Raw genomic sequence first — 25971 nt, forward strand, 5'->3', positions numbered from 1 at the left:
CTTTAATGGTCGCGCGCCACGCTTTTGCGGGCTGTAATAAACAGAGCCTTTCTTTTGGGATCGTATTCCAGCTGGCTGATGGTGCTCCCGGCGCTATCGCCCTGTTCGATAGTCGTTTCAAGGCGGAAGTAACGACTGGTCGCCACCGCAATGCTTTTGAATGTGGACTGCGACAGCTTATGAGCTGGATTATCCTTATCGAATGTCTTTAACAGCGTCTCAATGCTGATTTTTCGTCCTTTGCGCGGGGTATCAAAAAAGCGCTCAATCTCGCGTGGCGGGACAGCATTATTGAGCATCGCCGCAAGCAACGGTGCATCCCGGCGCGTCAGGGTGTTGATGTTGATTTTTAGCTCATCATCAGGCAGCGCGCAGAGTAGCGGGGAGATTTGCTGGTAAAGAGAAAGCGTCATCCCTTTGATTTGTTTGAGCTCACTGATTGACCAGATACGTCGTCCGCCAATGGTGTGGGGGTCGTTACTTGTCTGGTAATACTCATTTTCGGCACCGGAGGCGCGTGGGATATCGTCGTTATCGATGTAGTCGGCGATAGCATCAACCAGCGCCTCAGCTTGGGCATTGGTGACGCCGACGTTGTCCAGCAGCGCGAGAAAGACGCTCACGCTGGCGGGCGGCTCTTTCATTCGATCGGTCGGGGCGTTAATCAGCGCATTAATGTTGTAACAGGCCTGCTCGTCAGATAGCTGCCAGCTAACAACATCGCCGCTGGCGAGCTGAATACGCTGCGGCTGCGCCCAGAGCTGCTCGTGAGTGAGGTATTTCTCATTATCCCGCAGGTCCTGTTCAAGAATACGCATGGCCTGGCTTTCAGCCAGCTCTGCCAGCCAGTTTTGCTGTAGCCGCATCCGGGTGTAGCTGGTACGTTTGAGGTTGATCTGGTAGCGCACGGTCATTTCGCTGGCCAGCGCCGCCATAATTGCCAGGATCATCAGCACTACCAGCAGCGCCACGCCCTTTTGCCGGGTCATTGCTGTTCTCCTGGCTGGCGGTTCTCTGGCAAGAGCGTCAGACGAGTTATCGTGCCGGAATCAGCAAGTTTAAGAGTGACTTCCATCGCGCCAGGAGATGGGATTGTCGCCGTGTCCGTCCACGCTTTCTCTTTACTGTTGTAATAACGCAACGTGAAGGCGTTCACATCATTGAGCATCGGCTGAGTGATAGCTGCGGTTGCATCTTCCGGGTAGCGCCAGAGCGTGCGGTATAAAGTATGATCCTGCAGATACCACTGAACTCGCTGGATATCGGGCGCGCAGCAGGCGCCAGGATAACTGTTACTGCTGGCTGTCGTCAGCATCAGCGTCTCTTTTTCGCCCTGCAATTGGGTTACCGGCACCCGCTGTCGGATATCTTTATCCAGCAAATTGACGGTACGCACGATAGCGGAAAAACGCTGCTGATGCTTTTTGGTCTGCTCGTTACTGTCAATTGTCGTCGTCAGCATCTGCGCCGTCAGCAGGCTGAGCATGGCGAACAGAGCAATAGCCAGTAAAACTTCCAGCAGGGTAAAGCCGCGCTGTTTCTCAGGGCCGGGAGACATTTTGCGGTCCTCCTTGCGGCGAGGGGATAAAGCGCTGCAGGCGGATCTGCTGTTTGTCCTCAAGAGCGACGTCTGCTGTCCAGGTGCTGAGGCCGGAAGCATCGGCGGGTGAGACTGTCAACGACCAGTCCCAGCGGCGTTTACCCATAATGCTGCTGCCTGTCGCTGTTTTAGCGGGGATCTGCCCGGTCAGTTGATAGGTTTTGAGCACATTATCCGCTACCCAACCGGCAAGCACCTGTTCTTCCATTTTTGCGGTGGCGCTAACCTGACCGTGCAGGCTGTTGAGTAGCGCGAGAGAGCAGGTGGCGAAAATGAATATCGCCAGTAGCACTTCCAGAAGCGTCATTCCTGATTGCCTTTGGCTCATCGGCTTTCGCCTCGGGTGAGCACCAGCGGCAGCCCGCCGGTACTGGCGAGCGTGAACAGCAGCCTGTTATTTTTACGGCTGCGGATGTGTAGCGTAAACGGCGTAATTTCACCGTCCGGGTGAATCAGAATTTGCGGCGTGCCGACGGATTGCCTGGCGAGCGACGCCGGGAACAGAGCCACCTGCCAGTCACTTTCCCACTTTCCCTCGGTCGCCAGGCGATAGAACTGGGTTGGCGTCTGCCAGCCATTGCCGATTGGTGTGACGATGCGCCAGCCTTGTTCGCGGATCTCAATACCGGTACTGCGGTCTTCCATGGTTGACCAGTCGGCGGCATATTCAGTCAGCGCCGCCAGCTGTTCAACTGCGGTAATAGCTTTCGCGGTATCATTTTGTCGCCCGTAGGTCATCATCACCAGCGAGGCGCCAAGCGCGATAATCGTCAGCACCAGAATGACTTCCAGTAGCGTGAATCCCTTCTGCCTCATTCCGATTATTTCGCTTTACCCAGTTCCCAGTTAGTAATGTCGTCAGCGGTGCCGGGTTCACCGTCCTGACCTGCGGAGAGAATATCGTAATCGCCGTGTTCACCAGGGCTTACCAGCAGATACTCATTACCCCAGGGATCCTGTGGCAGACGCTTGATATATCCCTTCGCGTTGTAATTTTCCGGGATTGGGCTGGCGGTCGGTTTTTCGACCAGCGCCTTTAGCCCCTGCGCCGTCAGCGGATAGCGATAGTTATCCAGTTTGTACATATCCAGCGCATTCTCCAGCGCCACGATGTCGCTGACGGCTTTCTGGTGATCGGCTTTGTCTTTATTGCCCATTAAGCTGGGGACGACCAGGCTTGCGAGGATGCCCAAAATAACCAGCACCACCATCATCTCCAGCAGCGTAAATCCTCGCTGCTTATGTGCATCACTATTCACGTTTTATCCTTAACTTACCAATGAGTTGAGTTGCAAAATGGGTTGCAGAACCGAGACGATGATGAACAGCACAATCATCGCCATCGTAATAATCAGCGCGGGTTCAAACAGCGCCAGCGTCAGCGCAATGCGGTTTTGTAGCAGTGTTTCCTGCTGATCGGCGGCGCGCGCCATTAGCTCGCTGAGTTGGCCGCTTTTTTCCCCGGAGGCAATCATGTAGAGCATCATCGGCGGGAAGATATCGCATTTTTCCAGAGCGAGATGAAAGCCTGAGCCCTGGCGCACGCGCTCCGCGGCCTGACCCAGCCGCTGACTGATTTCTCGGTTACCGATGCCTTCGGTTGCCAGCGTCATCCCTTCCAGCAGCGGAACGCCGCTGATATTAAGAATGCTCAGGGTGCGCAAATAACGGGCGCAGTGGATAGCGCGCAGCAGGGCGCGACTGGGTTTGAAATCAAGAAGCCAGCGGTCAAACAGATGGCGTTTGCCGGGGCGGGTGAGCCAGTGGCGAAACAGGAAAAAGGCAATCAGCAGCAATGCGATTACCCACAGTCCGTAGTGGCGCATGGCATCGCTGATTGCCAGCAACACGCGCGTGGACATCGGCAGCGCTTCTTTCATATGCAGAAACTGCTCCACAATTTTGGGCACTACGGTAGTGAGCAGGATAGCGACGACGGCGATCGCCACGCTGGTCAGCAGGGAAGGGTACACCATTGACTGGATGAGTTTACTGCGTGTTGCCTGGCGTAACTCATTGTAGTCAGCCAGCTTTTCCAGCACACAGCCGAGCTGTCCGCTTTTTTCACCGGCTTTCACCAGCGTGCGGTAAACGGTATCGAAGATTCGCGGCCAGGCGGCCAGCGATTCGGAAAGCGTATGTCCGGCGAGGATCCGTTCGCGCAGGTCGTGTAGCACCAGCCCCAGTTTATTATTTTTGTTCTGCCGGCCAATAACGAACAGCGCCTCTTCAAGCGGTAGTGAAGCGTTGGCCAGTGTGGCGAGCTGGCGGGTGAACAGCGCCAGTTCACTGCCGCTAAGCCGTAAACGAGGCGTTTTTTTTATCGTCCGGAACAGCGAAATGACCTTTTTCTCATTTAACACCAGCGGGTGCAGACCCTGGGCGCGCAGCGCCTCGCGCGCCTCTTTGCTGCTGGCGGCATCCAGCGTTCCATGGTGAGTCGTGCCGCTGTCATCCATTGCCTGCCACTGATATTTCATCGTGTATCCTCTTGGGCAGAGGTGACGCGCATGACTTCCTCAAGCGTGGTTTCGCCTGCCAGCACGCGCAGCAGGCCGTTCTCCCGCAGGCTCCGGCTTTGCTGGCGCAGGCACTGCTCCAGGGCGTGTTCATCGGCGTCGCGATGGATGATGCTGCGCATAGTTTTATCCACCAGCATAATTTCATGAATCGCCAGTCGCCCCTGGTAGCCAGTTCCCCGACATTCGCCGCATCCGCAAGCCTGCCAGATTGTCTGAGCGGTGGGATCGAGCGCGTGCAGGGGGGATTTCTGAGAGTCAGGAATGGGGGCATGCGCGCGGCAGGCCGGACAGAGGCGACGCACCAGGCGTTGGGCGATAACGCCGCTTAGCGATGATGAGAGCAGGAAAGGTTCAACGCCCATGTCCCGTAATCGGGTGATCGCACCGCAGGCGCTGTTAGTGTGCAGGGTGGAAAGCACCAGATGTCCGGTGAGCGATGCCTGAACCGCTATCTGCGCGGTTTCGGCGTCACGAATTTCGCCGACCATGACGATGTCCGGATCCTGGCGCAGGATGGCGCGCAGTCCCCTGGCGAAAGACATATCCACCCGGCTGTTTACCTGGGTTTGTCCGACGCCTTCCAGCTCGTACTCGATGGGATCTTCGACGGTCAGGATATTACGCTGGGGGGAATTCAGCTCGGCGAGAATCGCATACAGCGTGGTGCTTTTTCCCGACCCCGTCGGGCCGGTGACAAGAATGATGCCGTGCGGCTGCTGTACTAAACCCTTCAGCCGCAGGCTATCCACCGCCGATAGCCCCATATTCTCCAGCGTCAGGCGCAGACTGTTTTTATCCAGCAGACGCAGCACGGCTCTTTCGCCATACTGCGAGGGTAACGTCGAAACGCGGACATCAATATTTTTGCGTCCGAGGCGCAGGGAAATACGCCCATCCTGCGGCAGTCGTTTTTCGGCAATATCCAGTCGTGCCATTACTTTGATACGCGAAATCAGCAGCGGCGCCAGTTTTTTAGCGGGCTGAAGGACTGGCTTAAGGACGCCGTCGATACGAAAACGCACCACCAGAGATTTTTCGAAGGTTTCGATATGCACATCCGACGCGCCTTCCCTCACGGCTTCATGAAGGACCGCGTTGATCAGTCGGATAACCGGTGCGTCGTTTTCATCACTGAGCAGATCGGCGTTGTCGGGTAACTCCTCGCTCAGCGCCGTCAGGTCGATCTCCTGATCGATATCCTGGGCAATCTGCCGGGACTCTCCGGCGCCGTGCTGGAAAAGTTGCTCCAGGTGGTCGTCAAATTGCGCTGGCGTCAGGCGGCTGAAGCGCTGACAGGCAACGCTGGCCTCAAGCACGTTTTCCAGCGGCGTGTCGGTGCGGTAGAACAATTCATCCACCGCGACCGCGATACCAAATTTTTGCCCCTGTGCGTAATTAAGCGGCAGAGGATGCTGGGGAGGAATGCGCGTCCATAAGTCAGTCATGTTGGATCATTCCCGGAAGGGATTGCGCGATGGCTGGTCGTTGGGCGCGTCGGTCGGCACATCGAAATTCAGCTCTTTAAGCATCGGGCGTTCTTCGTCCTTCACGCCGACCAATCCACTGGATTGCTTATCAATACGCTGCTGCTGTAAATCACGAAATCGGGTGTACTTATCCTTTGAGAGCGAACGATAAACCTCGTCGTCGCGAATAATGGTCGGCCTGATAAAGACCATTAAATTACGCTTCGCATTTTCCGTTGAGGTGTAGCGGAATAGCTGTCCGAGAACAGGGATATCGCCCAGCAGCGGTACTTTGGAAACCTGCTCTTTGCTTGAATCATCCAGCAGGCCACCCAGCACCACGGTTTCGCCACTTTTGACCAGCACGGCATTCTGGATAGTACGGGTGTTGAACGTCGGACCGAGATCGCTGGCGTTACCGGAGGCGGTATCGACGCTCGACACCTCCTGCTCGATCTCCATCAGCACCGCGTCGCCTTCGTTGATTTGCGGTGTGACCTTCAGTTTGGTGCCGACGGTTTTACGTTCGACCGTATTAAAGACGTTGTCGCCGGAGGTCGTTTGCGAGCCGGAAAGCACCGGCACATCCTGGCCGACATTAAACGATGCTTCTTTGTTATCCAGCGTCACAATGCTGGGGGTGGCGAGGATATCGTTTTTGTTGTCGGAGGAGATCGCGGTGAGCAGGACGCTCCAGTCCCCCTCAAAGAAGCCCGTCGCCAGGCCGTTAAAACTGCTTAACGCGCTGGCAATAGGGTTGTCACTGGTCATCGAACCGTTTTTATCAAACTGGCGCGCGCCTCTTGAGGCGTCGAAAATCGGCAGCCCCGTTTTAGTAAACTGCTGACCGCCGACGTTGCTGTTGGCCCATTGCACGCCAAGATTCAGGCCGTTGCCATCCTGGACTTCCACAATGATGGCTTCAACCAGTACCTGTGCGCGGCGAATATCCAGACGAGCGATGACTTTTTCCAGCTCCTGCATGGTGCTCTGGTCTGCGGTAATGACCACCGAGTTGGTTTGTTCATCGGCGTTAATCGAGACATCCCGGGAAGGGGTAGCCACGCTCTGCGAAGACGACTGCTTGTCTTCCGTCAGTTTGGTTGACACGCCGGTCAGCACTTCAACGATTTTAGTGGCTTTGGCGTATTTCAAATAGAACACGCGAGTATTGCCCTGCGTGGTCTGTTCGATATCCAGTTTAGCGATTAAAGATTTCATCCGCTGGCGCACATTGTCCGGCCCGCTGATAAGAAGGGCGTTGGTGCGCTTGTCGGCGACAATTTTAGGCAGCAGGATCTGCGTTGGGTTTTCCTTTGACTCTTCGCGAATCAGGCTGTTAATTACGTCAGATAAATCAACTGCCGAGGCGTAGCGCAGTTTGATAAGCTCACGTTCCTGAGTACCGATAACATCGACCCGTTTCACAACCTCAAGGATGCGATTGACTATATTGGCTTTACCGGTGATCAACAGCGCATTAGAAGGATCATAGTGTACGACGTTGCCAATGCCGCCGCTGTCCATCATCTGGCGTAATAGCGGAGCCAGATCGCGTACCGGGACATTTTTCAGCGCCACGACGCGGGTGATAAATTCATCGCCAACCGCCGGTTGCGACTGTGCCAATACTTTTCCCGGCGCGGTCTTAAGCGTTGCGGAGCGAACAACCTTCAGCAGGCCGTTATCCAGGGTGATAACCGAGTAGCCGTAGATATCGAGAACGCTGAGAAAAAACTGGTAGTATTCCTCCTCGTTGAAACTGTCAAAGCTGCGAACGGAGATTTTTCCCTGGACGGACGGATCGATCAGAATGGTTTTGCCCATTTGCTTACTGACCGAGGTAATAAACTCCCGGAGATCCGCATCCTGGAAGTTTGCCGAATATTGCGCTGACATGGTTTGAAATGGAAAGGAGCAAAACTGTAGCGCCAGTATCCATGCAGCCGTTTTTTTAATTCCTTTGCGCAATTTTGTCGTCCTTAAGGTTAATCATTCTCAGTAACGGATACATTCACCAGCGCTTCCTGACCGTTTCGTATTACGGTGAACTGGGCAGAGTTTAAGGTTACAAATTCCTGTAGTGCCGCTTTTGCTGACGCTTCCTGAGTTAGCGGATGGTTGTTCATTTTGATCGCAATATCGCCAGGCCTGAGTCCGGTTGCTATAAAACGTTCAACCGGACCACGGGCGTTTAATCTGACGCCCTGTAGCGCTTCCTGCTGATAGATAAAGTTAGTAATAATGATGTCACTGAGGGAATGTGGCGCGCTGTCATGTGGCAGCGATGGTGCCGGTGCCCTGGAGGATATATCAGGCTCATCAATAAAAACGATGCGTTGCCGGGCTCCATTGTTATCAATCGTCACGCTATTATTATCAATATCCGTAATTTTTACGTCAGGGAGATCGTCAAGCTTATCTCCGGTACTGTAAAATTTTGCTTTCTCATTAATGGTGATAATAGCCTGTGAACGTGTTTTTAGCGTGCTCGCAATAATGCCATTTAGCTGGAGATCGAGCATCGAATTTTTAATTGAGACATCTTCTTTATTATCAGTCGCGTTTTCCCTACTGTTTTTCGGTAAATTCATTGGCAGCCTGAGGACAACGGACGTTATTGATTGACTGGTTTTGTTTTTCGTATTGATAGAATCAATAAATAATCTATAGGCATATGACGAATGAATAATAACAATGACACCGACAAAAAACATAACGCAGTACAGCACATCGTTACGCTTTCTCTTAAATATAAAGGTAAATTGCTTCGCGATAACATCCATTGTTAATAGCACGCCTGTTCTTTTCGGGAGAAGCATGATATAGGCTTACTTTCAGGTTTTCAATTTAATCGTCGGAACATGTCGTTTAATTCAAATATAAAAAATTGATAATATTTACCTGGCATATAATAAGTTAAATACCCGCATCAATTACTGGAACTTATCGATGACTGAACGCGAATTACCGTATGCAATTTACTCTTTTTCGCAACATACCCTTATCAAGAATATCTTTATTCATGAGCTGGGCGCTGGCGATGTGGGCGTATTATGCGGCAAACCGGGGTGTGGTAAATCGACGCTTATTTATCAGTTAGGTAAGGATTTTCCCGGCAGGGTAGTGGTGTTTACCGCCACCGGTTTATCTGGTTTCTGTCAATTGACACACACGGCGTGTACGCACGGAAAACTCCAGCCAGACTGGCGAGATGTGAGAATTAGCCGTTTCTGGTCAACGCTGATGCCTGCCCTTAGTCCGGCAGCGCAACCAATAATAATTGTCATTGATAATGCTGACGCACTCGCCAGACATCTTCCGGCATTTGTCGATAATTTCCGTCATCTGGCGGCTTCATTTGACGCTGGCGCCAGCTTGCTACTGGTGGGGGGCGAAGCGCTCAGGCGTAACCGACGACTTAAACGGCGTATTACGCTGTCGGCGATCATCGCTGCGCCGACGGACGATGAATATCTTGATTTTATGCACCAACAGCAACTGCGTGAGGCGGATGGCGAGCCTGTGCGCATGCGTCATGAATTTGTGCGCAAAGCGGTTCGGGCAGTGCAGGGAAACCTGGCGTTGCTGAGGCGCATCGCCCGGGCGGCGAGAAAAATGGCAACGGACAGGCAAGCGGATGTGTTAACCGCTCAACAGGAAAAATTGTTGCTGGAAACATTTACTCTCCGCTCTTGCGTATTGCGCAAGGGAATATTGCCCGGACTTTACGCTGCGCTGGCTTTGACGTTCGGTTGGCTGGCGGTCGATGTTTTTCCCCTTCAACTTCCTGTGCCTGCCGGGTTAACGGTGGCGATGACGCAAAAAAAGGAAAACCTGCCGGATATTAGCGATGCACGGGGAGGATTACGCGACGCCATGCAGCAATTATTCAGCGTCTGGGGATTCGACACAGCGCATGACGAGGCATGGTGTGACCAGGCCGATCGCGCTGAGTTGGTGTGCGAAAGCGGCAAGGAACGTTTAGATAACCTCATCAGGCGCGGGTTGCCGTGGATCGCGCATTTGAATATCGATAAACAACCGGTCTACGGTGTTGTGATGCGTGTATCAGGAAACGAGCTGGATCTTATCATTGATAATAAAACCTGGATCGTCAGTCAGGAGTGGCTGGCGAAGCACTGGCAGGGAAATTATACCCTGATGCTCAATTTAACGCCTGACAGGAAAATGCAGATCGGTGAAAAGAGTCCGGCGGAAACCATCATCTGGTTTGATACGATGCTGAGCCGCGCACTGGGCGTTCCCGGCGATAAATCAGGCTCATGGACGCCATGGTTAATCGAAAAGGTCAAAGCATTCCAGCAGCGGGAGAATTTGCCTGTGGATGGTAAGCCGGGAAAAGAGACGCTGATAAGGCTACGTCAGAGTCTTGGAGACGCGCCGGTATTAATCAATGAGGCGGCACCTGTGCTCACACATGTGTCATCTAAGGAGCGTATGTGATGATGCACATCTATCAACCCATTGATGCGAAAACAGTGTTGAGTTGCCGCTGGCGGCAGGCGCTGCATTCCTGTTGCTGGCTGTTGTGGGTCAGCCTGATGCTAATGTGCGGCTACTATGGACATTATGTCTGGTTGGTGCGCCATCCGACAACCACCACGCAGGGAGTGCCCGATTCTCAGGCGTATCGACTCTCGGATGTGCATTACATTTTTAAGCGGAAACCTCTGCCGATACGCATCGATTTACCCACCCAGAACGAAGAGGGTGACAGTATGCTGGAAGAGATACCCTATGATGAAGCGTCCGGGCAGGAAGTGCCGGATGGCGAAGTATTGCGCTCACGTGTGCAACAAGCGCTGAGAGAAATCGATGGCAAATAGCCATAATCACTTGCATCCGTACCGGCTATACGTATAATACGCCAGCCTGTCAAATCTGACGGGTAGTTCGATATGAACTGTGGCGGTTTACCGTCAACAACGCTCCCAATCAGGGGGCTACGTAAGAACGGTTACACTCTCCCATCAATCGTAATGGGTTTGAGGAGTAACTATTTCGTCTATAAAATAATTGGAGCTCTGGTCTCATGCAGAACCAAAGAATCCGTATCCGTTTGAAAGCGTTTGATCATCGTCTGATCGATCAATCAACCGCGGAAATCGTCGAGACTGCCAAGCGCACTGGTGCGCAGGTTCGTGGTCCGATCCCGCTGCCGACCCGCAAAGAGCGTTTCACCGTTCTGATCTCCCCGCACGTCAACAAAGACGCGCGTGATCAGTACGAGATCCGTACTCACAAGCGTCTGGTTGACATCGTTGAGCCAACTGAAAAAACCGTTGATGCTCTGATGCGTCTGGACCTGGCTGCCGGTGTAGACGTGCAGATCAGCCTGGGTTAATCAGGTCATCGAGCGATTGAGAGGTTGATACAATGATTGGTTTAGTCGGTAAAAAAGTGGGTATGACCCGCATCTTCACTGAAGATGGCGTATCTATCCCAGTAACCGTTATCGAAGTTGAAGCAAACCGCGTTACTCAGGTTAAAGATCTGGCTAACGATGGCTATCGCGCTGTTCAGGTTACCACCGGTGCTAAAAAAGCTAACCGCGTAACTAAGCCGGAAGCTGGTCACTTTGCTAAAGCTGGCGTAGAAGCTGGCCGCGGCCTGTGGGAGTTCCGTCTGGCAGATGGTGAAGAATACACCGTTGGTCAGAACATTAGCGTTGAACTGTTTGCTGACGTTAAAAAAGTTGACGTAACCGGTACCTCTAAAGGTAAAGGTTTCGCTGGTACCGTTAAGCGCTGGAACTTCCGTACCCAGGACGCTACTCACGGTAACTCCTTGTCCCACCGCGTTCCGGGTTCTATCGGTCAGAACCAGACTCCGGGCAAAGTGTTCAAAGGCAAGAAAATGGCAGGTCAGCTGGGCAACGAACGTGTAACCGTTCAGAGCCTGGACGTAGTACGTGTTGACGCTGAGCGCAACCTGCTGCTGGTTAAAGGTGGTGTTCCGGGTGCGACCGGTTGCGACCTGATCGTTAAACCAGCTGTGAAGGCGTAAGGGGATAGCAATGGAATTAGTATTGAAAGACGCGCAGAGCGCGCTGACTGTTTCCGAAACTACCTTCGGTCGTGATTTCAACGAAGCGCTGGTTCACCAGGTTGTTGTTGCTTATGCAGCTGGTGCTCGTCAGGGTACTCGTGCTCAGAAGACTCGTGCTGAAGTAACTGGTTCAGGCAAAAAGCCGTGGCGCCAGAAAGGTACCGGCCGTGCGCGTTCAGGTTCTATCAAGAGCCCGATCTGGCGTTCAGGTGGCGTGACCTTCGCTGCTCGTCCACAGGACCACAGTCAAAAAGTTAACAAAAAGATGTACCGCGGCGCGCTGAAAAGCATTCTGTCCGAACTGGTACGTCAGGATCGTCTGATCGTTGTCGAATCATTCTCTGTAGAAGCGCCTAAAACTAAGCTGCTGGCACAGAAACTGAAAGACATGGCTCTGGAAGATGTGCTGATCATCACCGGTGAGCTGGACGAAAACCTGTTCCTGGCTGCGCGCAACCTGCATAAGGTTGACGTACGCGATGCAACTGGTATCGACCCGGTTAGCCTGATCGCCTTCGACAAAGTCGTAATGACTGCTGATGCTGTTAAGCAAGTTGAGGAGATGCTGGCATGATTCGTGAAGAACGTCTGCTGAAAGTGCTGCGCGCACCGCACGTTTCTGAAAAAGCGTCTACTGCGATGGAAAAAACTAACACCATCGTTCTCAAAGTTGCTAAAGACGCGACCAAAGCAGAAATCAAAGCTGCTGTGCAGAAACTGTTTGAAGTCGAAGTCGAAGTCGTTAACACCCTGGTAGTTAAAGGGAAAGTTAAACGTCACGGACAGCGTATCGGTCGTCGTAGCGACTGGAAAAAAGCTTACGTCACCCTGAAGGAAGGCCAGAATCTGGACTTCGTCGGCGGCGCTGAGTAAGTCGGAGGAGTAATACAATGGCAGTTGTTAAATGTAAACCGACATCTCCGGGTCGTCGCCACGTTGTTAAAGTGGTCAACCCAGAGCTGCACAAGGGCAAACCTTTTGCTCCGCTGGTTGAAAAAAACAGCAAATCCGGTGGTCGTAACAACAATGGCCGCATCACCACTCGTCACATCGGTGGTGGTCACAAGCAGGCTTATCGTATTGTTGACTTCAAACGTAACAAAGACGGTATCCCGGCAGTTGTTGAACGTCTTGAGTACGATCCGAACCGCTCCGCGAACATCGCGCTGGTTCTGTACAAAGACGGTGAACGCCGTTACATCCTGGCCCCTAAAGGCCTGAAAGCTGGCGACCAGGTTCAATCTGGCGTTGATGCTGCAATCAAAGCAGGTAACACCCTGCCGATGCGCAATATCCCGGTTGGTTCTACCGTTCATAACGTAGAAATGAAACCAGGTAAAGGCGGTCAGCTGGCACGTTCCGCTGGTACTTACGTTCAGATCGTTGCTCGTGATGGTGCTTATGTCACCCTGCGTCTGCGTTCTGGTGAAATGCGTAAAGTCGAAGCAGACTGCCGTGCAACTCTGGGCGAAGTTGGCAATGCTGAGCATATGCTGCGCGTTCTGGGTAAAGCAGGTGCTGCACGCTGGCGTGGTGTTCGTCCTACCGTTCGCGGTACTGCGATGAACCCAGTCGACCACCCACATGGTGGTGGTGAAGGTCGTAACTTTGGTAAGCACCCGGTAACTCCGTGGGGCGTTCAGACCAAAGGTAAGAAGACCCGCAGCAACAAGCGTACTGATAAATTCATCGTACGTCGCCGTAGCAAATAATTTTAGAGGATAAGCCATGCCACGTTCTCTCAAGAAAGGTCCTTTTATTGACCTGCACTTGCTGAAGAAGGTAGAGAAAGCGGTGGAAAGCGGAGACAAGAAGCCCCTGCGCACTTGGTCCCGTCGTTCAACGATCTTTCCTAACATGATCGGTTTGACCATCGCTGTCCATAATGGTCGTCAGCACGTTCCGGTATTTGTTTCCGACGAAATGGTCGGTCACAAACTGGGTGAATTCGCACCGACTCGTACTTATCGCGGCCATGCTGCTGATAAAAAAGCGAAGAAGAAATAAGGTAGGAGGAAGAGATGGAAACTTTAGCTCAACATCGCCATGCTCGTTCTTCTGCTCAGAAGGTTCGCCTTGTTGCAGACCTGATTCGCGGTAAGAAAGTGTCGCAGGCTCTGGATATTCTGACCTACACCAATAAGAAAGCGGCTGTACTGGTCAAGAAAGTCCTGGAATCTGCCATTGCTAACGCTGAACACAACGATGGCGCTGACATTGACGATCTGAAAGTTACGAAAATTTTCGTAGACGAAGGCCCGAGCATGAAGCGCATTATGCCGCGTGCAAAAGGTCGTGCAGATCGCATCCTGAAGCGCACCAGCCACATTACTGTGGTTGTGTCCGATCGCTGAGACTCTGGAGACTAGCAATGGGTCAGAAAGTACATCCTAATGGTATTCGCCTGGGTATTGTAAAACCATGGAACTCAACCTGGTTTGCGAACACCAAAGAATTCGCTGACAACCTGGACAGCGATTTTAAAGTACGTCAGTACCTGACTAAGGAACTGGCTAAAGCGTCTGTATCTCGTATCGTTATCGAGCGTCCGGCTAAGAGCATCCGTGTGACCATTCACACCGCTCGCCCGGGTATCGTTATCGGTAAGAAAGGTGAAGACGTAGAAAAACTGCGCAAAGTCGTAGCGGATATTGCTGGCGTTCCTGCTCAGATCAATATCGCCGAAGTGCGTAAACCTGAACTGGATGCAAAATTGGTTGCTGACAGCATCACTTCTCAGCTGGAACGTCGTGTTATGTTCCGTCGTGCTATGAAGCGTGCTGTACAGAACGCAATGCGTCTGGGCGCTAAAGGTATTAAAGTTGAAGTTAGCGGCCGTCTGGGCGGCGCGGAAATCGCACGTACCGAATGGTACCGCGAAGGTCGCGTACCTCTGCACACTCTGCGTGCTGACATCGACTACAACACCTCTGAAGCGCACACCACTTACGGTGTAATCGGCGTTAAAGTGTGGATCTTCAAAGGCGAGATCCTGGGTGGTATGGCTGCTGTTGAACAACCGGAAAAACCGGCTGCGCAACCTAAAAAGCAGCAGCGTAAAGGCCGTAAATAAGGAGCGTCGCTGATGTTACAACCAAAGCGTACAAAATTCCGTAAAATGCACAAAGGCCGTAACCGCGGTCTGGCGCAGGGTACGGATGTTAGCTTCGGCAGCTTCGGTCTGAAAGCTGTTGGCCGTGGTCGTCTGACTGCCCGTCAGATCGAAGCAGCACGTCGTGCTATGACCCGTGCAGTTAAGCGTCAAGGTAAGATCTGGATCCGTGTATTCCCGGACAAACCGATCACTGAAAAGCCGCTGGCAGTGCGTATGGGTAAAGGTAAAGGTAACGTGGAGTATTGGGTTGCCTTGATTCAGCCGGGTAAAGTCCTGTATGAAATGGACGGCGTACCGGAAGAGCTGGCCCGTGAAGCATTCAAGCTGGCAGCAGCGAAACTGCCGATTAAAACCACCTTTGTAACTAAGACGGTGATGTAATGAAAGCAAAAGAGCTGCGTGAGAAGAGTGTTGAAGAGCTGAACACCGAGCTGCTGAATCTGCTGCGTGAGCAGTTCAACCTGCGTATGCAGGCTGCAAGTGGCCAGCTGCAACAGTCTCACCTGTTGAAGCAAGTGCGTCGTGATGTCGCACGCGTTAAGACTTTACTGACTGAGAAGGCGGGTGCGTAATGACCGATAAAATCCGTACTCTGCAAGGTCGCGTTGTTAGCGATAAAATGGAGAAATCCATCGTTGTTGCTATCGAACGTTTTGTGAAACACCCGATCTACGGTAAATTCATTAAGCGTACGACCAAACTGCACGTACATGACGAGAACAACGAATGCGGTACTGGTGACGTGGTTGAAATCCGCGAATGCCGTCCGCTGTCCAAGACTAAGTCCTGGACGCTGGTTCGCGTTGTAGAGAAAGCCGTTCTGTAATACAGTAGGCATTCTCAACGAATAAACGGCTCAGCGATGAGCCGTTTATTTTTTCTACCCATATCGTTGAAGCGGTGTTATAATGCCGCGCCCCCGATATGGGGCTTTTTTAACGACCTGATTTTCGGGTCTCAGTAGTAGTTGACATTAGCGGAGCACTAAAATGATCCAAGAACAGACTATGCTGAACGTCGCCGACAACTCCGGTGCACGTCGCGTAATGTGTATCAAGGTTCTGGGTGGCTCGCACCGTCGCTACGCAGGCGTCGGCGATATCATCAAGATCACCATCAAGGAAGCAATTCCGCGTGGTAAGGTCAAAAAAGGTGATGTGCTGAAGGCGGTAGTGGTGCGCACCAAGAAGGGTGTTCGTCGCCCGGACGGTTCTGTCATTCGCTTCGATGGTAATGCATGCGTTATTTTAAACAATAACAGCGAGCAACCTATCGGTACGCGTATTTTTGGGCCGGTAACTCGTGAACTTCGTAACGAGAAGTTCATGAAAATTATCTCTCTGGCACCAGAAGTACTCTAAGGAGCGAATCATGGCAGCGAAGATCCGTCGTGATGACGAAGTTATCGTGTTAACCGGTAAAGATAAAGGTAAACGCGGTAAAGTTAAGAATGTCCTGTCTTCCGGCAAGGTCATTGTTGAAGGTATCAACCTGGTTAAGAAACATCAGAAGCCGGTTCCGGCCCTGAACCAACCAGGCGGCATTGTAGAGAAAGAAGCAGCTATTCAGATCTCTAACCTTGCTATCTTCAACGCGGCAACCGGCAAGGCTGACCGTGTAGGCTTTAGATTCGAAGACGGCAAAAAAGTCCGTTTCTTTAAATCTAACAGCGAAACTATCAAGTAATTTGGAGTAGTACGATGGCGAAACTGCATGATTACTACAAAGACGAAGTAGTCGCTAAACTCATGACTGAGTTTAACTACAATTCTGTCATGCAAGTCCCTCGGGTCGAGAAGATCACCCTGAACATGGGTGTTGGTGAAGCGATCGCTGACAAGAAACTGCTGGATAACGCAGCAGCTGACCTGACAGCAATCTCCGGTCAAAAACCGCTGATCACCAAAGCACGCAAATCAGTTGCAGGCTTCAAAATCCGTCAGGGCTATCCGATCGGCTGTAAAGTAACTCTGCGTGGCGAACGCATGTGGGAGTTCTTTGAGCGCCTGATCACTATTGCTGTTCCACGTATCCGTGACTTCCGTGGCTTGTCCGCTAAGTCTTTCGACGGTCGTGGTAACTACAGCATGGGTGTCCGTGAGCAGATCATCTTCCCAGAAATCGACTACGATAAAGTCGACCGCGTGCGTGGTTTGGATATTACCATTACCACTACTGCGAAATCTGATGAAGAAGGCCGTGCTCTGCTGGCTGCCTTTGACTTCCCGTTCCGCAAGTAAGGTAGGGTTACTGAATGGCTAAGCAATCAATGAAAGCACGCGAAGTAAAGCGCGTAGCTTTAGCTGATAAGTACTTCGCAAAACGCGCTGAACTGAAAGCTATTATCTCTGATGTGAACGCGACCGACGAAGATCGTTGGAACGCAGTTCTCAAGCTGCAGTCTCTGCCGCGTGATTCCAGCCCGTCCCGTCAGCGTAACCGCTGCCGTCAAACAGGTCGTCCGCATGGCTATGTGGGCAAGTTCGGGTTGAGCCGTATCAAACTGCGTGAAGCCGCTATGCGCGGTGAAGTACCAGGCTTGAAAAAGGCTAGCTGGTAATTACCAATTGAATCACGGGAGTAAAGACAGATGAGCATGCAAGATCCGATCGCGGATATGCTGACCCGTATCCGTAACGGTCAGGCCGCGAATAAAGCTGCGGTCACCATGCCTTCCTCCAAGCTGAAAGTGGCAATTGCCAACGTGCTGAAGGAAGAAGGTTTTATTGAAGATTTTAAAGTTGAAGGCGACACCAAGCCGGAACTGGAACTTACTCTTAAGTATTTCCAGGGTAAAGCTGTTGTAGAAAGCATTCAGCGTGTCAGTCGCCCAGGTCTGCGCATTTATAAGCGTAAAGACGAGCTGCCGAAAGTTATGGCTGGCATGGGTATCGCAGTTGTTTCTACCTCTAAAGGTGTTATGACTGATCGTGCAGCGCGCCAGGCTGGTCTTGGTGGCGAAATTATCTGCTACGTAGCCTAATCGGAGGAAAAAATGTCTCGTGTTGCTAAAGCACCGGTCGTTATTCCTGCCGGCGTTGATGTAAAAATCAACGGTCAGGTTATTACGATCAAAGGTAAAAACGGCGAGCTGACTCGTACTCTCAACGATGCTGTTGCAGTAAATCATGCAGATAATGCACTGACCTTCGGTCCGCGTGATGGTTACGCAGATGGATGGGCTCAGGCTGGTACCGCGCGTGCCCTGCTGAATGCAATGGTTGTCGGTGTTACCGAAGGCTTCACTAAGAAGCTACAGCTGGTTGGTGTAGGTTATCGTGCAGCGGTTAAAGGGAATGTAGTAAACCTGGCTTTAGGTTTCTCTCACCCTGTTGACCATCAGCTGCCTGCGGGTATTACTGCAGAATGTCCGTCTCAGACTGAAATCGTGCTGAAAGGCGCTGATAAACAGCTGATCGGTCAGGTTGCAGCAGATCTGCGCGCCTACCGTCGTCCTGAGCCTTATAAAGGCAAGGGTGTTCGTTACGCCGACGAAGTCGTGCGTACCAAAGAGGCTAAGAAGAAGTAAGGTAACACTATGGATAAGAAATCTGCTCGTATCCGTCGTGCGACCCGCGCACGCCGCAAGCTCCAGGAGCTGGGCGCAACTCGCCTGGTGGTACATCGTACCCCGCGTCATATTTACGCACAGGTAATTGCACCGAACGGTTCTGAAGTTCTGGTAGCTGCTTCTACTGTAGAAAAAGCTATCGCTGAACAATTGAAGTACACCGGTAACAAAGACGCTGCTGCAGCTGTAGGTAAAGCTGTTGCTGAACGCGCTCTGGAAAAAGGCATCAAAGATGTTTCTTTTGACCGTTCCGGGTTCCAATATCATGGTCGTGTCCAGGCACTGGCAGATGCTGCCCGTGAAGCTGGCCTTCAGTTCTAAGGTAGAGGTGTAAGATGGCTCACATCGAAAAACAAGCTGGCGAACTGCAGGAAAAGCTGATCGCGGTTAACCGCGTATCTAAAACCGTTAAAGGTGGTCGTATTTTCTCCTTCACAGCTCTGACTGTAGTTGGTGATGGTAACGGTCGCGTTGGTTTTGGTTACGGTAAAGCGCGTGAAGTTCCAGCAGCGATCCAGAAAGCGATGGAAAAAGCCCGTCGCAATATGATTAACGTCGCGCTGAACCACGGCACCCTGCAGCACCCGGTTAAGGGTACTCACACGGGTTCTCGTGTATTCATGCAGCCGGCTTCCGAAGGTACCGGTATCATCGCCGGTGGTGCAATGCGCGCCGTTCTGGAAGTCGCTGGAGTTCGTAACGTTCTGGCTAAAGCCTATGGTTCTACTAACCCGATTAACGTGGTTCGTGCAACTATCGATGGCCTGGAAAATATGAAATCTCCGGAAATGGTCGCTGCCAAGCGTGGTAAATCCGTTGAAGAAATTCTGGGGAAATAAACCATGGCAAAGACTATTAAAATTACTCAAACCCGCAGTGCAATCGGTCGTCTGCCGAAACATAAGGCAACGCTGCTTGGCCTGGGTCTGCGTCGTATTGGTCACACCGTAGAGCGCGAGGATACTCCTGCTGTTCGTGGTATGGTCAACGCGGTTTCCTTCATGGTTAAAGTTGAGGAGTAAGAGATGCGTTTAAATACTCTGTCTCCGGCCGAAGGCTCTAAAAAAGCGGCTCGCCGCCTGGGTCGTGGTATCGGTTCTGGCCTCGGTAAAACCGGTGGTCGTGGTCACAAAGGTCAGAAGTCTCGTTCTGGCGGTGGCGTACGTCGCGGTTTCGAGGGTGGTCAGATGCCTCTGTACCGTCGTCTGCCGAAATTCGGCTTCACTTCACGTAAAGCAGCGATTACAGCCGAAGTTCGTCTGTCTGACCTGGCTAAAGTTGAAGGCGGTGTTGTAGACCTGAACACGCTGAAAGCAGCTAACATTATCGGTATCCAGATCGAGTTCGCGAAAGTGATTCTGGCTGGTGAAGTCACTACTCCGGTAACTGTTCGTGGCCTGCGTGTTACTAAAGGCGCTCGTGCTGCTATCGAAGCTGCTGGCGGTAAAATCGAGGAATAAGTAGCAGATGGCTAAACAACCGGGATTAGATTTTCAAAGTGCCAAAGGTGGCTTAGGCGAGCTGAAACGCAGACTGCTGTTTGTAATCGGCGCGCTGATTGTGTTCCGTATTGGCTCTTTCATTCCGATCCCTGGTATTGATGCCGCTGTACTTGCCAAACTGCTTGAGCAACAGCGAGGCACCATCATTGAAATGTTTAACATGTTCTCTGGTGGTGCTCTCAGCCGTGCTTCTATCTTTGCTCTGGGGATCATGCCGTATATTTCGGCGTCGATTATTATCCAGCTGCTGACGGTGGTTCATCCAACGCTGGCAGAAATTAAGAAAGAAGGGGAGTCTGGTCGTCGTAAGATCAGCCAGTACACCCGCTACGGTACTCTGGTGCTGGCAATATTCCAGTCGATCGGTATTGCTACCGGTCTGCCGAATATGCCTGGTATGCAGGGCCTGGTAATGAATCCAGGCTTTGCATTCTATTTCACCGCTGTTGTAAGTCTGGTTACAGGGACGATGTTCCTGATGTGGTTGGGCGAACAGATTACTGAACGTGGTATCGGCAACGGTATCTCAATCATTATCTTCGCCGGTATTGTCGCGGGACTCCCGCCAGCCATTGCCCATACTATCGAGCAAGCGCGTCAAGGCGACCTGCACTTCCTCGTGTTGCTGTTGGTTGCAGTATTAGTATTTGCAGTGACGTTCTTTGTTGTATTTGTTGAGCGTGGTCAACGCCGCATTGTGGTAAACTACGCGAAACGTCAGCAAGGTCGTCGTGTCTATGCTGCACAGAGCACACATTTACCGCTGAAAGTGAATATGGCGGGGGTAATCCCGGCAATCTTCGCTTCCAGTATTATTCTGTTCCCAGCGACCATCGCGTCATGGTTCGGGGGCGGGACTGGTTGGAACTGGCTGACAACAATTTCGCTGTATTTGCAGCCTGGGCAACCGCTTTATGTGTTACTCTATGCGTCTGCAATCATATTCTTCTGTTTCTTCTACACGGCGTTGGTTTTCAACCCGCGTGAAACAGCAGATAACCTGAAGAAGTCCGGTGCATTTGTACCAGGAATTCGTCCGGGAGAGCAAACGGCGAAGTATATCGATAAAGTAATGACCCGCCTGACTCTGGTTGGTGCGCTCTACATTACCTTTATCTGCCTGATCCCGGAGTTCATGCGTGATGCAATGAAAGTACCGTTCTACTTCGGTGGGACCTCACTGCTTATCGTTGTTGTCGTGATTATGGACTTTATGGCTCAAGTGCAAACTCTGATGATGTCAAGTCAGTACGAGTCTGCATTGAAGAAGGCGAATCTGAAAGGCTACGGCCGTTAACAGTCGCCCGAGAAGTTACGGAGAGTAAAAATGAAAGTTCGTGCTTCCGTCAAGAAATTATGCCGTAACTGCAAAATCGTTAAGCGTGATGGTGTCATCCGTGTGATTTGCAGTGCCGAGCCGAAGCATAAACAGCGCCAAGGCTGATTTATTCGCATATTTTTCTTGCAAAGTTGGGTTGAGCTGGCTAGATTAGCCAGCCAATCTTTTGTATGTCTGTGCGTTTCCATTTGAGTATCCTGAAAACGGGCTTTTCAGCATGGTGCGTACATATTAAATAGTAGGAGTGCATAGTGGCCCGTATAGCAGGCATTAACATTCCTGATCAGAAACATGCTGTGATCGCATTAACTTCGATCTACGGCGTCGGCAAGACCCGTTCTAAAGCCATTCTGGCTGCCGCGGGTATCGCTGAAGATGTTAAGATCAGTGAGCTGTCTGAAGAACAAATCGACACGCTGCGTGACGAAGTTGCCAAATTTGTCGTTGAAGGTGATCTGCGCCGTGAAGTTAGCATGAGCATCAAGCGCCTTATGGACCTTGGTTGCTATCGCGGTTTGCGTCATCGTCGTGGTCTCCCGGTTCGCGGTCAGCGTACCAAGACCAACGCACGTACCCGTAAGGGTCCGCGCAAACCGATCAAGAAATAATCGGGGTGATTGAATAATGGCAAAGGCACCAATTCGTGCACGTAAACGTGTAAGAAAACAAGTCTCTGACGGCGTGGCTCATATCCATGCTTCTTTTAACAACACCATCGTTACCATTACTGATCGTCAGGGTAACGCACTGGGTTGGGCAACAGCCGGTGGTTCCGGTTTCCGTGGTTCTCGCAAATCCACTCCGTTTGCAGCTCAGGTTGCAGCAGAGCGTTGCGCTGAAGCCGTAAAAGAATACGGTATCAAGAATCTGGAAGTTATGGTCAAAGGACCGGGTCCAGGTCGCGAATCTACTGTTCGTGCTCTGAACGCCGCTGGTTTCCGCATCACTAATATTACTGATGTGACTCCGATCCCTCATAACGGTTGTCGTCCGCCGAAAAAACGTCGCGTATAACGCTGTCGTTTCTAGGATTGTTGGAGAAAGAAAATGGCAAGATATTTGGGTCCTAAGCTCAAGCTGAGCCGTCGTGAGGGCACTGACTTATTCCTTAAGTCTGGCGTTCGCGCGATCGATACCAAGTGTAAAATTGAACAAGCTCCTGGCCAGCACGGTGCGCGTAAACCGCGTCTGTCTGACTATGGTGTGCAGTTGCGTGAAAAGCAAAAAGTTCGCCGTATCTACGGTGTGCTGGAGCGTCAGTTCCGTAACTACTACAAAGAAGCAGCACGTCTGAAAGGCAACACCGGTGAAAACCTGTTGGGTCTGCTGGAAGGTCGTCTGGACAACGTTGTATACCGTATGGGCTTCGGTGCCACTCGTGCAGAAGCACGTCAGCTGGTCAGCCATAAAGCAATTATGGTAAACGGTCGTGTTGTTAACATCGCTTCTTATCAGGTTAGTCCGAATGACGTTGTTAGCATTCGTGAGAAAGCGAAGAAGCAGTCTCGCGTGAAAGCCGCTCTGGAGCTGGCTGAGCAGCGTGAAAAGCCAACCTGGCTGGAAGTTGATGCTGGCAAGATGGAAGGTACGTTCAAGCGTAAGCCGGAGCGTTCTGATCTGTCTGCGGACATTAACGAACACCTGATCGTCGAGCTTTACTCCAAGTAAAGCTTAGTACCAAAGAGAGGACACAATGCAGGGTTCTGTGACAGAGTTTCTAAAACCGCGCCTGGTAGATATCGAGCAAGTGAGTTCGACGCACGCCAAGGTGACCCTTGAGCCTTTAGAGCGTGGCTTTGGCCATACTTTGGGTAACGCACTGCGCCGTATTCTGCTCTCATCGATGCCGGGTTGCGCGGTGACCGAGGTTGAGATTGATGGTGTACTACATGAGTACAGCACCAAAGAAGGCGTTCAGGAAGATATCCTGGAAATCCTGCTCAACCTGAAAGGGCTGGCGGTGAGAGTTCAGGGTAAAGATGACGTTATTCTTACCTTGAATAAATCTGGCATTGGCCCTGTGACTGCAGCCGACATTACCCATGATGGTGATGTCGAAATCGTCAAGCCACAGCACGTGATCTGCCACCTGACCGATGAGAATGCATCTATTAGCATGCGTATCAAAGTTCAGCGCGGTCGTGGTTATGTGCCGGCTTCTACCCGAATTCATTCGGAAGAAGATGAGCGCCCAATCGGCCGTCTGCTGGTCGACGCATGCTACAGCCCTGTAGAGCGTATTGCCTACAATGTTGAAGCAGCGCGTGTAGAACAGCGTACCGACCTGGACAAGCTGGTCATCGAAATGGAAACCAACGGTACAATCGATCCTGAAGAGGCGATTCGTCGTGCGGCAACCATTCTGGCTGAACAACTTGAAGCTTTCGTTGACTTACGTGATGTACGTCAGCCGGAAGTTAAAGAAGAGAAACCAGAATTCGATCCGATCCTGCTGCGCCCTGTTGACGATCTGGAATTGACTGTCCGCTCTGCTAACTGCCTCAAAGCAGAAGCTATCCACTATATCGGTGATCTGGTACAGCGTACTGAGGTTGAGCTTCTTAAGACGCCTAACCTTGGTAAAAAATCTCTTACTGAGATTAAAGACGTGCTGGCTTCCCGTGGACTGTCTCTGGGCATGCGCCTGGAAAACTGGCCACCGGCAAGCATCGCTGACGAGTAACCGGATCACAGGTTAAGGTTTTACTGAGAAGGATAAGGTCATGCGCCATCGTAAGAGTGGTCGTCAACTGAACCGCAACAGCAGCCATCGCCAGGCTATGTTCCGCAATATGGCAGGTTCACTGGTTCGTCATGAAATCATCAAGACGACTCTGCCGAAAGCGAAAGAGCTGCGTCGCGTAGTTGAGCCGCTGATTACTCTTGCCAAGACTGATAGCGTAGCTAATCGTCGTCTGGCATTCGCCCGCACTCGTGATAACGAGATCGTGGCAAAACTGTTTAACGAACTGGGCCCGCGTTTCGCGAGCCGCGCCGGTGGTTACACTCGCATTCTGAAGTGTGGCTTCCGTGCAGGCGACAACGCGCCGATGGCATACATCGAGCTGGTTGATCGTTCAGAGAAAACAGAAGCTGCTGCAGAGTAATCTGTAGTAACGTAAAAAAACCCGCCTCGGCGGGTTTTTTTATATCCGTCATATCCCCACTTACCTACAATATCTGTACTCTTTTTGTTCATCACTGGAGTGTTGTATGTGGTTACTGGACCAGTGGGCAGAGCGCCATATTATTGATGCACAGTCTAAAGGTGAGTTTGATGGTTTGCATGGTACTGGAGAACCGTTGGTTCTTGACGATGATTCCCACATTCCGCCTGAACTTCGAGCCGGATTCCGTTTATTAAAAAATGCGGGATGTCTTCCTCCTGAGCTAGAGCAGCGCAGAGAGGCAATACAGCTGCTTGAAATACTTGCAGGGATCCGCAAAGATGATCCCCATTATCAGGAAGTGAGTCGAAGACTGTCACTACTGGAACTGAAACTACGGCAGGCTGGACTCAGCACCGAGTTTTTACACGGTGAATACGCAGATAAGCTGCTACAGAAGATCAACGACGAATAGCGGAGATAGCATGTACCGTATTGGTGAATTAGCGAAACTGGCTGACGTGACGCCTGATACTATCCGCTACTATGAAAAGCAGCAGATGATGGAACATGAAATACGTACAGAAGGCGGGTTTCGTCTCTATACGGAAAGCGATCTTCAGCGTCTAAAGTTTATTCGCTATGCCCGTCAGCTTGGTTTCACTCTGGAATCGATCCGCGAACTGCTTTCGATCCGCATCGATCCCGAACACCATACCTGCCAGGAATCAAAAGGGATCGTCCAGGAAAGATTGCAGGAAGTGGAAGCGAGAATAGCTGAGCTTCAGGCGATGCAACGGTCGCTGCAGCGATTGAATGACGCGTGTTGTGGCAAGGCACACAGCAGCGTGTACTGCTCTATCCTTGAAGCACTTGAGCAAGGCGCCAGTGGATCACCATCAGGCTGTTGATTTATTGAACGGTCAGGTCTACACTCGCGGCGTAAATTACGACAACCGGAGGTATTATGAGTCGTTATCAGCACACTAAAGGGCAGATAAAAGATAACGCCATTGAGGCGCTTCTACATGACCCACTGTTCAGGCAGCGCGTTGAGAAAAATAAGAAAGGGAAAGGAAGTTATCTACGTAAAGGTAAACATGGTAATCGGGGTAACTGGGAGGCCAGTGGCAAGAAAGTCATTCACTTTTTTACCACTGGCCTTCTTGTTTCAGTGAGTGCTTAAGAGCGGTTATTCTGTTCTTTCAGCAGGTCACGAATTTCACTCAGCAATACTTCTTCTTTCGATGGCGCTGGCGGTGCTGCTGGCTCTTCCGCTTTTTTACGGTTCAGTTTGTTGATCAGCTTGATTGCCATAAAGATAGCAAACGCAACAATAACGAAATCAAAGATATTCTGAATAAATACACCGTAATGCATAACGACTGCAGGGATATCTCCCTGTGCATCACGTAGTGTTAAAGCAAACTGTTTAAAATCAATTCCACCAATTAACAACCCCAGCGGCGGCATGATGATATCGGCAACCAGTGATGAAACAATCTTCCCAAATGCCGCACCAATAATGACACCCACTGCCAAATCGACAACATTCCCGCGCATCGCGAATTCGCGAAATTCTTTAATAATGCTCATCTTATTCTCCCTATGCAGCTGACGTTTATAAGTTTAACAAATGTTTAGGCAATTTCCATTTATGTATTGCCTAAATAGAAA

43 protein-coding genes are annotated in these 25971 nt (G+C 51.4%); 33 read left to right on the top strand and 10 right to left on the bottom strand.

Annotated features, from left to right (window positions below; translation table 11 throughout):
• Window positions 1-2: 2 nt before the first annotated feature.
• The 9 genes from gspK to gspC are packed head-to-tail and all read right to left on the bottom strand — an operon-like array spanning window position 3 to window position 8374.
• Window positions 3-989, bottom strand: coding sequence for a type II secretion system minor pseudopilin GspK (gspK, locus tag O6D90_RS01970; RefSeq protein WP_016157616.1), 987 nt, complete (start codon window positions 987-989; stop codon window positions 3-5).
• The gene (locus O6D90_RS01975) at window positions 986-1558 is read right to left on the bottom strand and encodes a type II secretion system protein GspJ (RefSeq protein WP_016157615.1); all 573 of its coding nucleotides are present in this window, start codon (window positions 1556-1558) and stop codon (window positions 986-988) included. The genes gspK and O6D90_RS01975 overlap by 4 nt, the downstream gene beginning before the upstream one ends.
• Window positions 1542-1928, bottom strand: coding sequence for a type II secretion system minor pseudopilin GspI (gspI, locus tag O6D90_RS01980; protein ID WP_016157614.1), 387 nt, complete (start codon window positions 1926-1928; stop codon window positions 1542-1544). Before gspI ends, O6D90_RS01975 begins: the two co-directional genes overlap by 17 nt.
• A complete protein-coding gene (gspH, locus tag O6D90_RS01985) occupies window positions 1925-2416 on the bottom strand; it encodes a type II secretion system minor pseudopilin GspH (RefSeq protein WP_016157613.1) in 492 nt (163 codons plus the stop codon). Before gspH ends, gspI begins: the two co-directional genes overlap by 4 nt.
• Window positions 2417-2421: 5 nt before the next feature.
• Entirely contained in the window at window positions 2422-2814 is a 393-nt protein-coding gene (gspG, locus tag O6D90_RS01990; RefSeq protein WP_047358922.1) for a type II secretion system major pseudopilin GspG, read from the bottom strand.
• Between the two features lie 54 nt (window positions 2815-2868).
• Window positions 2869-4080: a type II secretion system inner membrane protein GspF gene (gene gspF / locus O6D90_RS01995; RefSeq protein ID WP_016157612.1), complete on the bottom strand. Its 1212-nt coding sequence runs from the start codon at window positions 4078-4080 to the stop codon at window positions 2869-2871.
• Entirely contained in the window at window positions 4077-5567 is a 1491-nt protein-coding gene (gene gspE, locus O6D90_RS02000) for a type II secretion system ATPase GspE (RefSeq protein ID WP_016157611.1), read from the bottom strand. Before gspE ends, gspF begins: the two co-directional genes overlap by 4 nt.
• A gap of 6 nt (window positions 5568-5573) precedes the next feature.
• Window positions 5574-7559: a type II secretion system secretin GspD gene (gene gspD / locus O6D90_RS02005; protein WP_016157610.1), complete on the bottom strand. Its 1986-nt coding sequence runs from the start codon at window positions 7557-7559 to the stop codon at window positions 5574-5576.
• Between the two features lie 17 nt (window positions 7560-7576).
• On the bottom strand, window positions 7577-8374 hold the full coding sequence (gspC, locus tag O6D90_RS02010) for a type II secretion system protein GspC (RefSeq protein WP_016157609.1): 798 nt from the start codon (window positions 8372-8374) through the stop codon (window positions 7577-7579).
• A 166-nt stretch (window positions 8375-8540) separates the two neighbouring features.
• Here gspC and O6D90_RS02015 point away from each other — a divergent pair, with 166 nt between their 5' ends.
• The 33 genes from O6D90_RS02015 to arfA all read left to right on the top strand — a co-directional run bounded on the left by O6D90_RS02015 (window position 8541) and on the right by arfA (window position 25480).
• The gene (locus O6D90_RS02015; RefSeq protein ID WP_016157608.1) at window positions 8541-10055 is read left to right on the top strand and encodes a peptidoglycan-binding protein; all 1515 of its coding nucleotides are present in this window, start codon (window positions 8541-8543) and stop codon (window positions 10053-10055) included.
• Entirely contained in the window at window positions 10055-10438 is a 384-nt protein-coding gene (locus O6D90_RS02020; RefSeq protein WP_016157607.1) for a hypothetical protein, read from the top strand. The genes O6D90_RS02015 and O6D90_RS02020 overlap by 1 nt, the downstream gene beginning before the upstream one ends.
• A 206-nt stretch (window positions 10439-10644) precedes the next feature.
• Window positions 10645-10956, top strand: coding sequence for a 30S ribosomal protein S10 (rpsJ, locus tag O6D90_RS02025; protein ID WP_001181005.1), 312 nt, complete (start codon window positions 10645-10647; stop codon window positions 10954-10956).
• A gap of 32 nt (window positions 10957-10988) precedes the next feature.
• Window positions 10989-11618 carry a 50S ribosomal protein L3 gene (rplC, locus tag O6D90_RS02030; RefSeq protein ID WP_003031117.1) on the top strand — a complete coding sequence of 210 codons (630 nt, stop codon included), beginning with the start codon at window positions 10989-10991 and terminating at the stop codon, window positions 11616-11618.
• 10 nt (window positions 11619-11628) lie between these two features.
• The gene (gene rplD / locus O6D90_RS02035; RefSeq protein ID WP_003031119.1) at window positions 11629-12234 is read left to right on the top strand and encodes a 50S ribosomal protein L4; all 606 of its coding nucleotides are present in this window, start codon (window positions 11629-11631) and stop codon (window positions 12232-12234) included.
• Window positions 12231-12533, top strand: coding sequence for a 50S ribosomal protein L23 (rplW, locus tag O6D90_RS02040; RefSeq protein WP_000617546.1), 303 nt, complete (start codon window positions 12231-12233; stop codon window positions 12531-12533). The genes rplD and rplW overlap by 4 nt, the downstream gene beginning before the upstream one ends.
• A 17-nt stretch (window positions 12534-12550) precedes the next feature.
• Window positions 12551-13372 carry a 50S ribosomal protein L2 gene (gene rplB, locus O6D90_RS02045; RefSeq protein WP_016154746.1) on the top strand — a complete coding sequence of 274 codons (822 nt, stop codon included), beginning with the start codon at window positions 12551-12553 and terminating at the stop codon, window positions 13370-13372.
• A gap of 16 nt (window positions 13373-13388) precedes the next feature.
• Window positions 13389-13667, top strand: a complete 279-nt coding sequence (gene rpsS, locus O6D90_RS02050) for a 30S ribosomal protein S19 (RefSeq protein WP_001138115.1) — start codon at window positions 13389-13391, stop codon at window positions 13665-13667.
• Window positions 13668-13681: 14 nt separating this feature from the next.
• Window positions 13682-14014: a 50S ribosomal protein L22 gene (rplV, locus tag O6D90_RS02055; protein ID WP_000448832.1), complete on the top strand. Its 333-nt coding sequence runs from the start codon at window positions 13682-13684 to the stop codon at window positions 14012-14014.
• A 17-nt stretch (window positions 14015-14031) separates the two neighbouring features.
• Entirely contained in the window at window positions 14032-14733 is a 702-nt protein-coding gene (gene rpsC / locus O6D90_RS02060; RefSeq protein ID WP_000529945.1) for a 30S ribosomal protein S3, read from the top strand.
• 12 nt (window positions 14734-14745) lie between these two features.
• Window positions 14746-15156, top strand: coding sequence for a 50S ribosomal protein L16 (gene rplP / locus O6D90_RS02065; RefSeq protein ID WP_000941212.1), 411 nt, complete (start codon window positions 14746-14748; stop codon window positions 15154-15156).
• On the top strand, window positions 15156-15347 hold the full coding sequence (gene rpmC, locus O6D90_RS02070) for a 50S ribosomal protein L29 (protein ID WP_000644742.1): 192 nt from the start codon (window positions 15156-15158) through the stop codon (window positions 15345-15347). The genes rplP and rpmC overlap by 1 nt, the downstream gene beginning before the upstream one ends.
• Window positions 15347-15601, top strand: a complete 255-nt coding sequence (rpsQ, locus tag O6D90_RS02075) for a 30S ribosomal protein S17 (protein WP_003031120.1) — start codon at window positions 15347-15349, stop codon at window positions 15599-15601. Before rpmC ends, rpsQ begins: the two co-directional genes overlap by 1 nt.
• Before the next feature lie 163 nt (window positions 15602-15764).
• The gene (rplN, locus tag O6D90_RS02080) at window positions 15765-16136 is read left to right on the top strand and encodes a 50S ribosomal protein L14 (RefSeq protein ID WP_000613954.1); all 372 of its coding nucleotides are present in this window, start codon (window positions 15765-15767) and stop codon (window positions 16134-16136) included.
• Between the two features lie 10 nt (window positions 16137-16146).
• A complete protein-coding gene (gene rplX / locus O6D90_RS02085; RefSeq protein ID WP_003031122.1) occupies window positions 16147-16461 on the top strand; it encodes a 50S ribosomal protein L24 in 315 nt (104 codons plus the stop codon).
• A gap of 14 nt (window positions 16462-16475) precedes the next feature.
• Window positions 16476-17015 (top strand): 50S ribosomal protein L5, encoded by a 540-nt coding sequence (gene rplE / locus O6D90_RS02090; RefSeq protein ID WP_003031123.1) that lies wholly within the window; start codon window positions 16476-16478, stop codon window positions 17013-17015.
• A gap of 14 nt (window positions 17016-17029) precedes the next feature.
• Window positions 17030-17335, top strand: coding sequence for a 30S ribosomal protein S14 (gene rpsN, locus O6D90_RS02095; RefSeq protein WP_003031125.1), 306 nt, complete (start codon window positions 17030-17032; stop codon window positions 17333-17335).
• A 30-nt stretch (window positions 17336-17365) separates the two neighbouring features.
• The gene (gene rpsH / locus O6D90_RS02100; RefSeq protein ID WP_003031127.1) at window positions 17366-17758 is read left to right on the top strand and encodes a 30S ribosomal protein S8; all 393 of its coding nucleotides are present in this window, start codon (window positions 17366-17368) and stop codon (window positions 17756-17758) included.
• Between the two features lie 12 nt (window positions 17759-17770).
• Window positions 17771-18304: a 50S ribosomal protein L6 gene (gene rplF, locus O6D90_RS02105; RefSeq protein ID WP_003031129.1), complete on the top strand. Its 534-nt coding sequence runs from the start codon at window positions 17771-17773 to the stop codon at window positions 18302-18304.
• A gap of 9 nt (window positions 18305-18313) precedes the next feature.
• On the top strand, window positions 18314-18667 hold the full coding sequence (gene rplR, locus O6D90_RS02110) for a 50S ribosomal protein L18 (RefSeq protein ID WP_000358960.1): 354 nt from the start codon (window positions 18314-18316) through the stop codon (window positions 18665-18667).
• 14 nt (window positions 18668-18681) lie between these two features.
• A complete protein-coding gene (gene rpsE, locus O6D90_RS02115) occupies window positions 18682-19185 on the top strand; it encodes a 30S ribosomal protein S5 (protein ID WP_003031131.1) in 504 nt (167 codons plus the stop codon).
• A gap of 3 nt (window positions 19186-19188) precedes the next feature.
• Window positions 19189-19368 carry a 50S ribosomal protein L30 gene (gene rpmD, locus O6D90_RS02120; RefSeq protein ID WP_001140434.1) on the top strand — a complete coding sequence of 60 codons (180 nt, stop codon included), beginning with the start codon at window positions 19189-19191 and terminating at the stop codon, window positions 19366-19368.
• A 3-nt stretch (window positions 19369-19371) separates the two neighbouring features.
• Window positions 19372-19806 carry a 50S ribosomal protein L15 gene (gene rplO, locus O6D90_RS02125; RefSeq protein ID WP_003031132.1) on the top strand — a complete coding sequence of 145 codons (435 nt, stop codon included), beginning with the start codon at window positions 19372-19374 and terminating at the stop codon, window positions 19804-19806.
• A 7-nt stretch (window positions 19807-19813) separates the two neighbouring features.
• Window positions 19814-21145, top strand: a complete 1332-nt coding sequence (gene secY / locus O6D90_RS02130) for a preprotein translocase subunit SecY (RefSeq protein WP_001118864.1) — start codon at window positions 19814-19816, stop codon at window positions 21143-21145.
• A 30-nt stretch (window positions 21146-21175) separates the two neighbouring features.
• Window positions 21176-21292, top strand: a complete 117-nt coding sequence (gene rpmJ / locus O6D90_RS02135) for a 50S ribosomal protein L36 (RefSeq protein ID WP_000868187.1) — start codon at window positions 21176-21178, stop codon at window positions 21290-21292.
• Between the two features lie 146 nt (window positions 21293-21438).
• The gene (rpsM, locus tag O6D90_RS02140; protein WP_003031135.1) at window positions 21439-21795 is read left to right on the top strand and encodes a 30S ribosomal protein S13; all 357 of its coding nucleotides are present in this window, start codon (window positions 21439-21441) and stop codon (window positions 21793-21795) included.
• Between the two features lie 16 nt (window positions 21796-21811).
• Window positions 21812-22201, top strand: a complete 390-nt coding sequence (gene rpsK, locus O6D90_RS02145) for a 30S ribosomal protein S11 (protein WP_003031137.1) — start codon at window positions 21812-21814, stop codon at window positions 22199-22201.
• A 33-nt stretch (window positions 22202-22234) separates the two neighbouring features.
• Window positions 22235-22855 (top strand): 30S ribosomal protein S4, encoded by a 621-nt coding sequence (gene rpsD / locus O6D90_RS02150; protein WP_003031138.1) that lies wholly within the window; start codon window positions 22235-22237, stop codon window positions 22853-22855.
• Between the two features lie 25 nt (window positions 22856-22880).
• The gene (locus tag O6D90_RS02155) at window positions 22881-23870 is read left to right on the top strand and encodes a DNA-directed RNA polymerase subunit alpha (protein ID WP_003031139.1); all 990 of its coding nucleotides are present in this window, start codon (window positions 22881-22883) and stop codon (window positions 23868-23870) included.
• A gap of 40 nt (window positions 23871-23910) precedes the next feature.
• On the top strand, window positions 23911-24294 hold the full coding sequence (gene rplQ, locus O6D90_RS02160; RefSeq protein ID WP_001216370.1) for a 50S ribosomal protein L17: 384 nt from the start codon (window positions 23911-23913) through the stop codon (window positions 24292-24294).
• 106 nt (window positions 24295-24400) lie between these two features.
• Window positions 24401-24769 (top strand): DUF1992 domain-containing protein, encoded by a 369-nt coding sequence (locus O6D90_RS02165; protein WP_016157606.1) that lies wholly within the window; start codon window positions 24401-24403, stop codon window positions 24767-24769.
• A gap of 10 nt (window positions 24770-24779) precedes the next feature.
• Window positions 24780-25205 carry a Zn(2+)-responsive transcriptional regulator gene (zntR, locus tag O6D90_RS02170; RefSeq protein WP_016154744.1) on the top strand — a complete coding sequence of 142 codons (426 nt, stop codon included), beginning with the start codon at window positions 24780-24782 and terminating at the stop codon, window positions 25203-25205.
• A 56-nt stretch (window positions 25206-25261) separates the two neighbouring features.
• Window positions 25262-25480: an alternative ribosome-rescue factor ArfA gene (gene arfA, locus O6D90_RS02175; RefSeq protein ID WP_016157605.1), complete on the top strand. Its 219-nt coding sequence runs from the start codon at window positions 25262-25264 to the stop codon at window positions 25478-25480.
• On the opposite strand, the gene mscL is transcribed toward arfA, so the two are convergent.
• Entirely contained in the window at window positions 25477-25890 is a 414-nt protein-coding gene (mscL, locus tag O6D90_RS02180; RefSeq protein ID WP_016154742.1) for a large-conductance mechanosensitive channel protein MscL, read from the bottom strand. The genes arfA and mscL overlap by 4 nt on opposite strands.
• Between the last annotated feature and the right edge of the window lie 81 nt (window positions 25891-25971).

This window comes from Citrobacter sp. 21OH12SH02A-Citro, from assembly GCF_027919895.1.
In the GTDB taxonomy this organism is placed as follows: domain Bacteria; phylum Pseudomonadota; class Gammaproteobacteria; order Enterobacterales; family Enterobacteriaceae; genus Citrobacter; species Citrobacter braakii.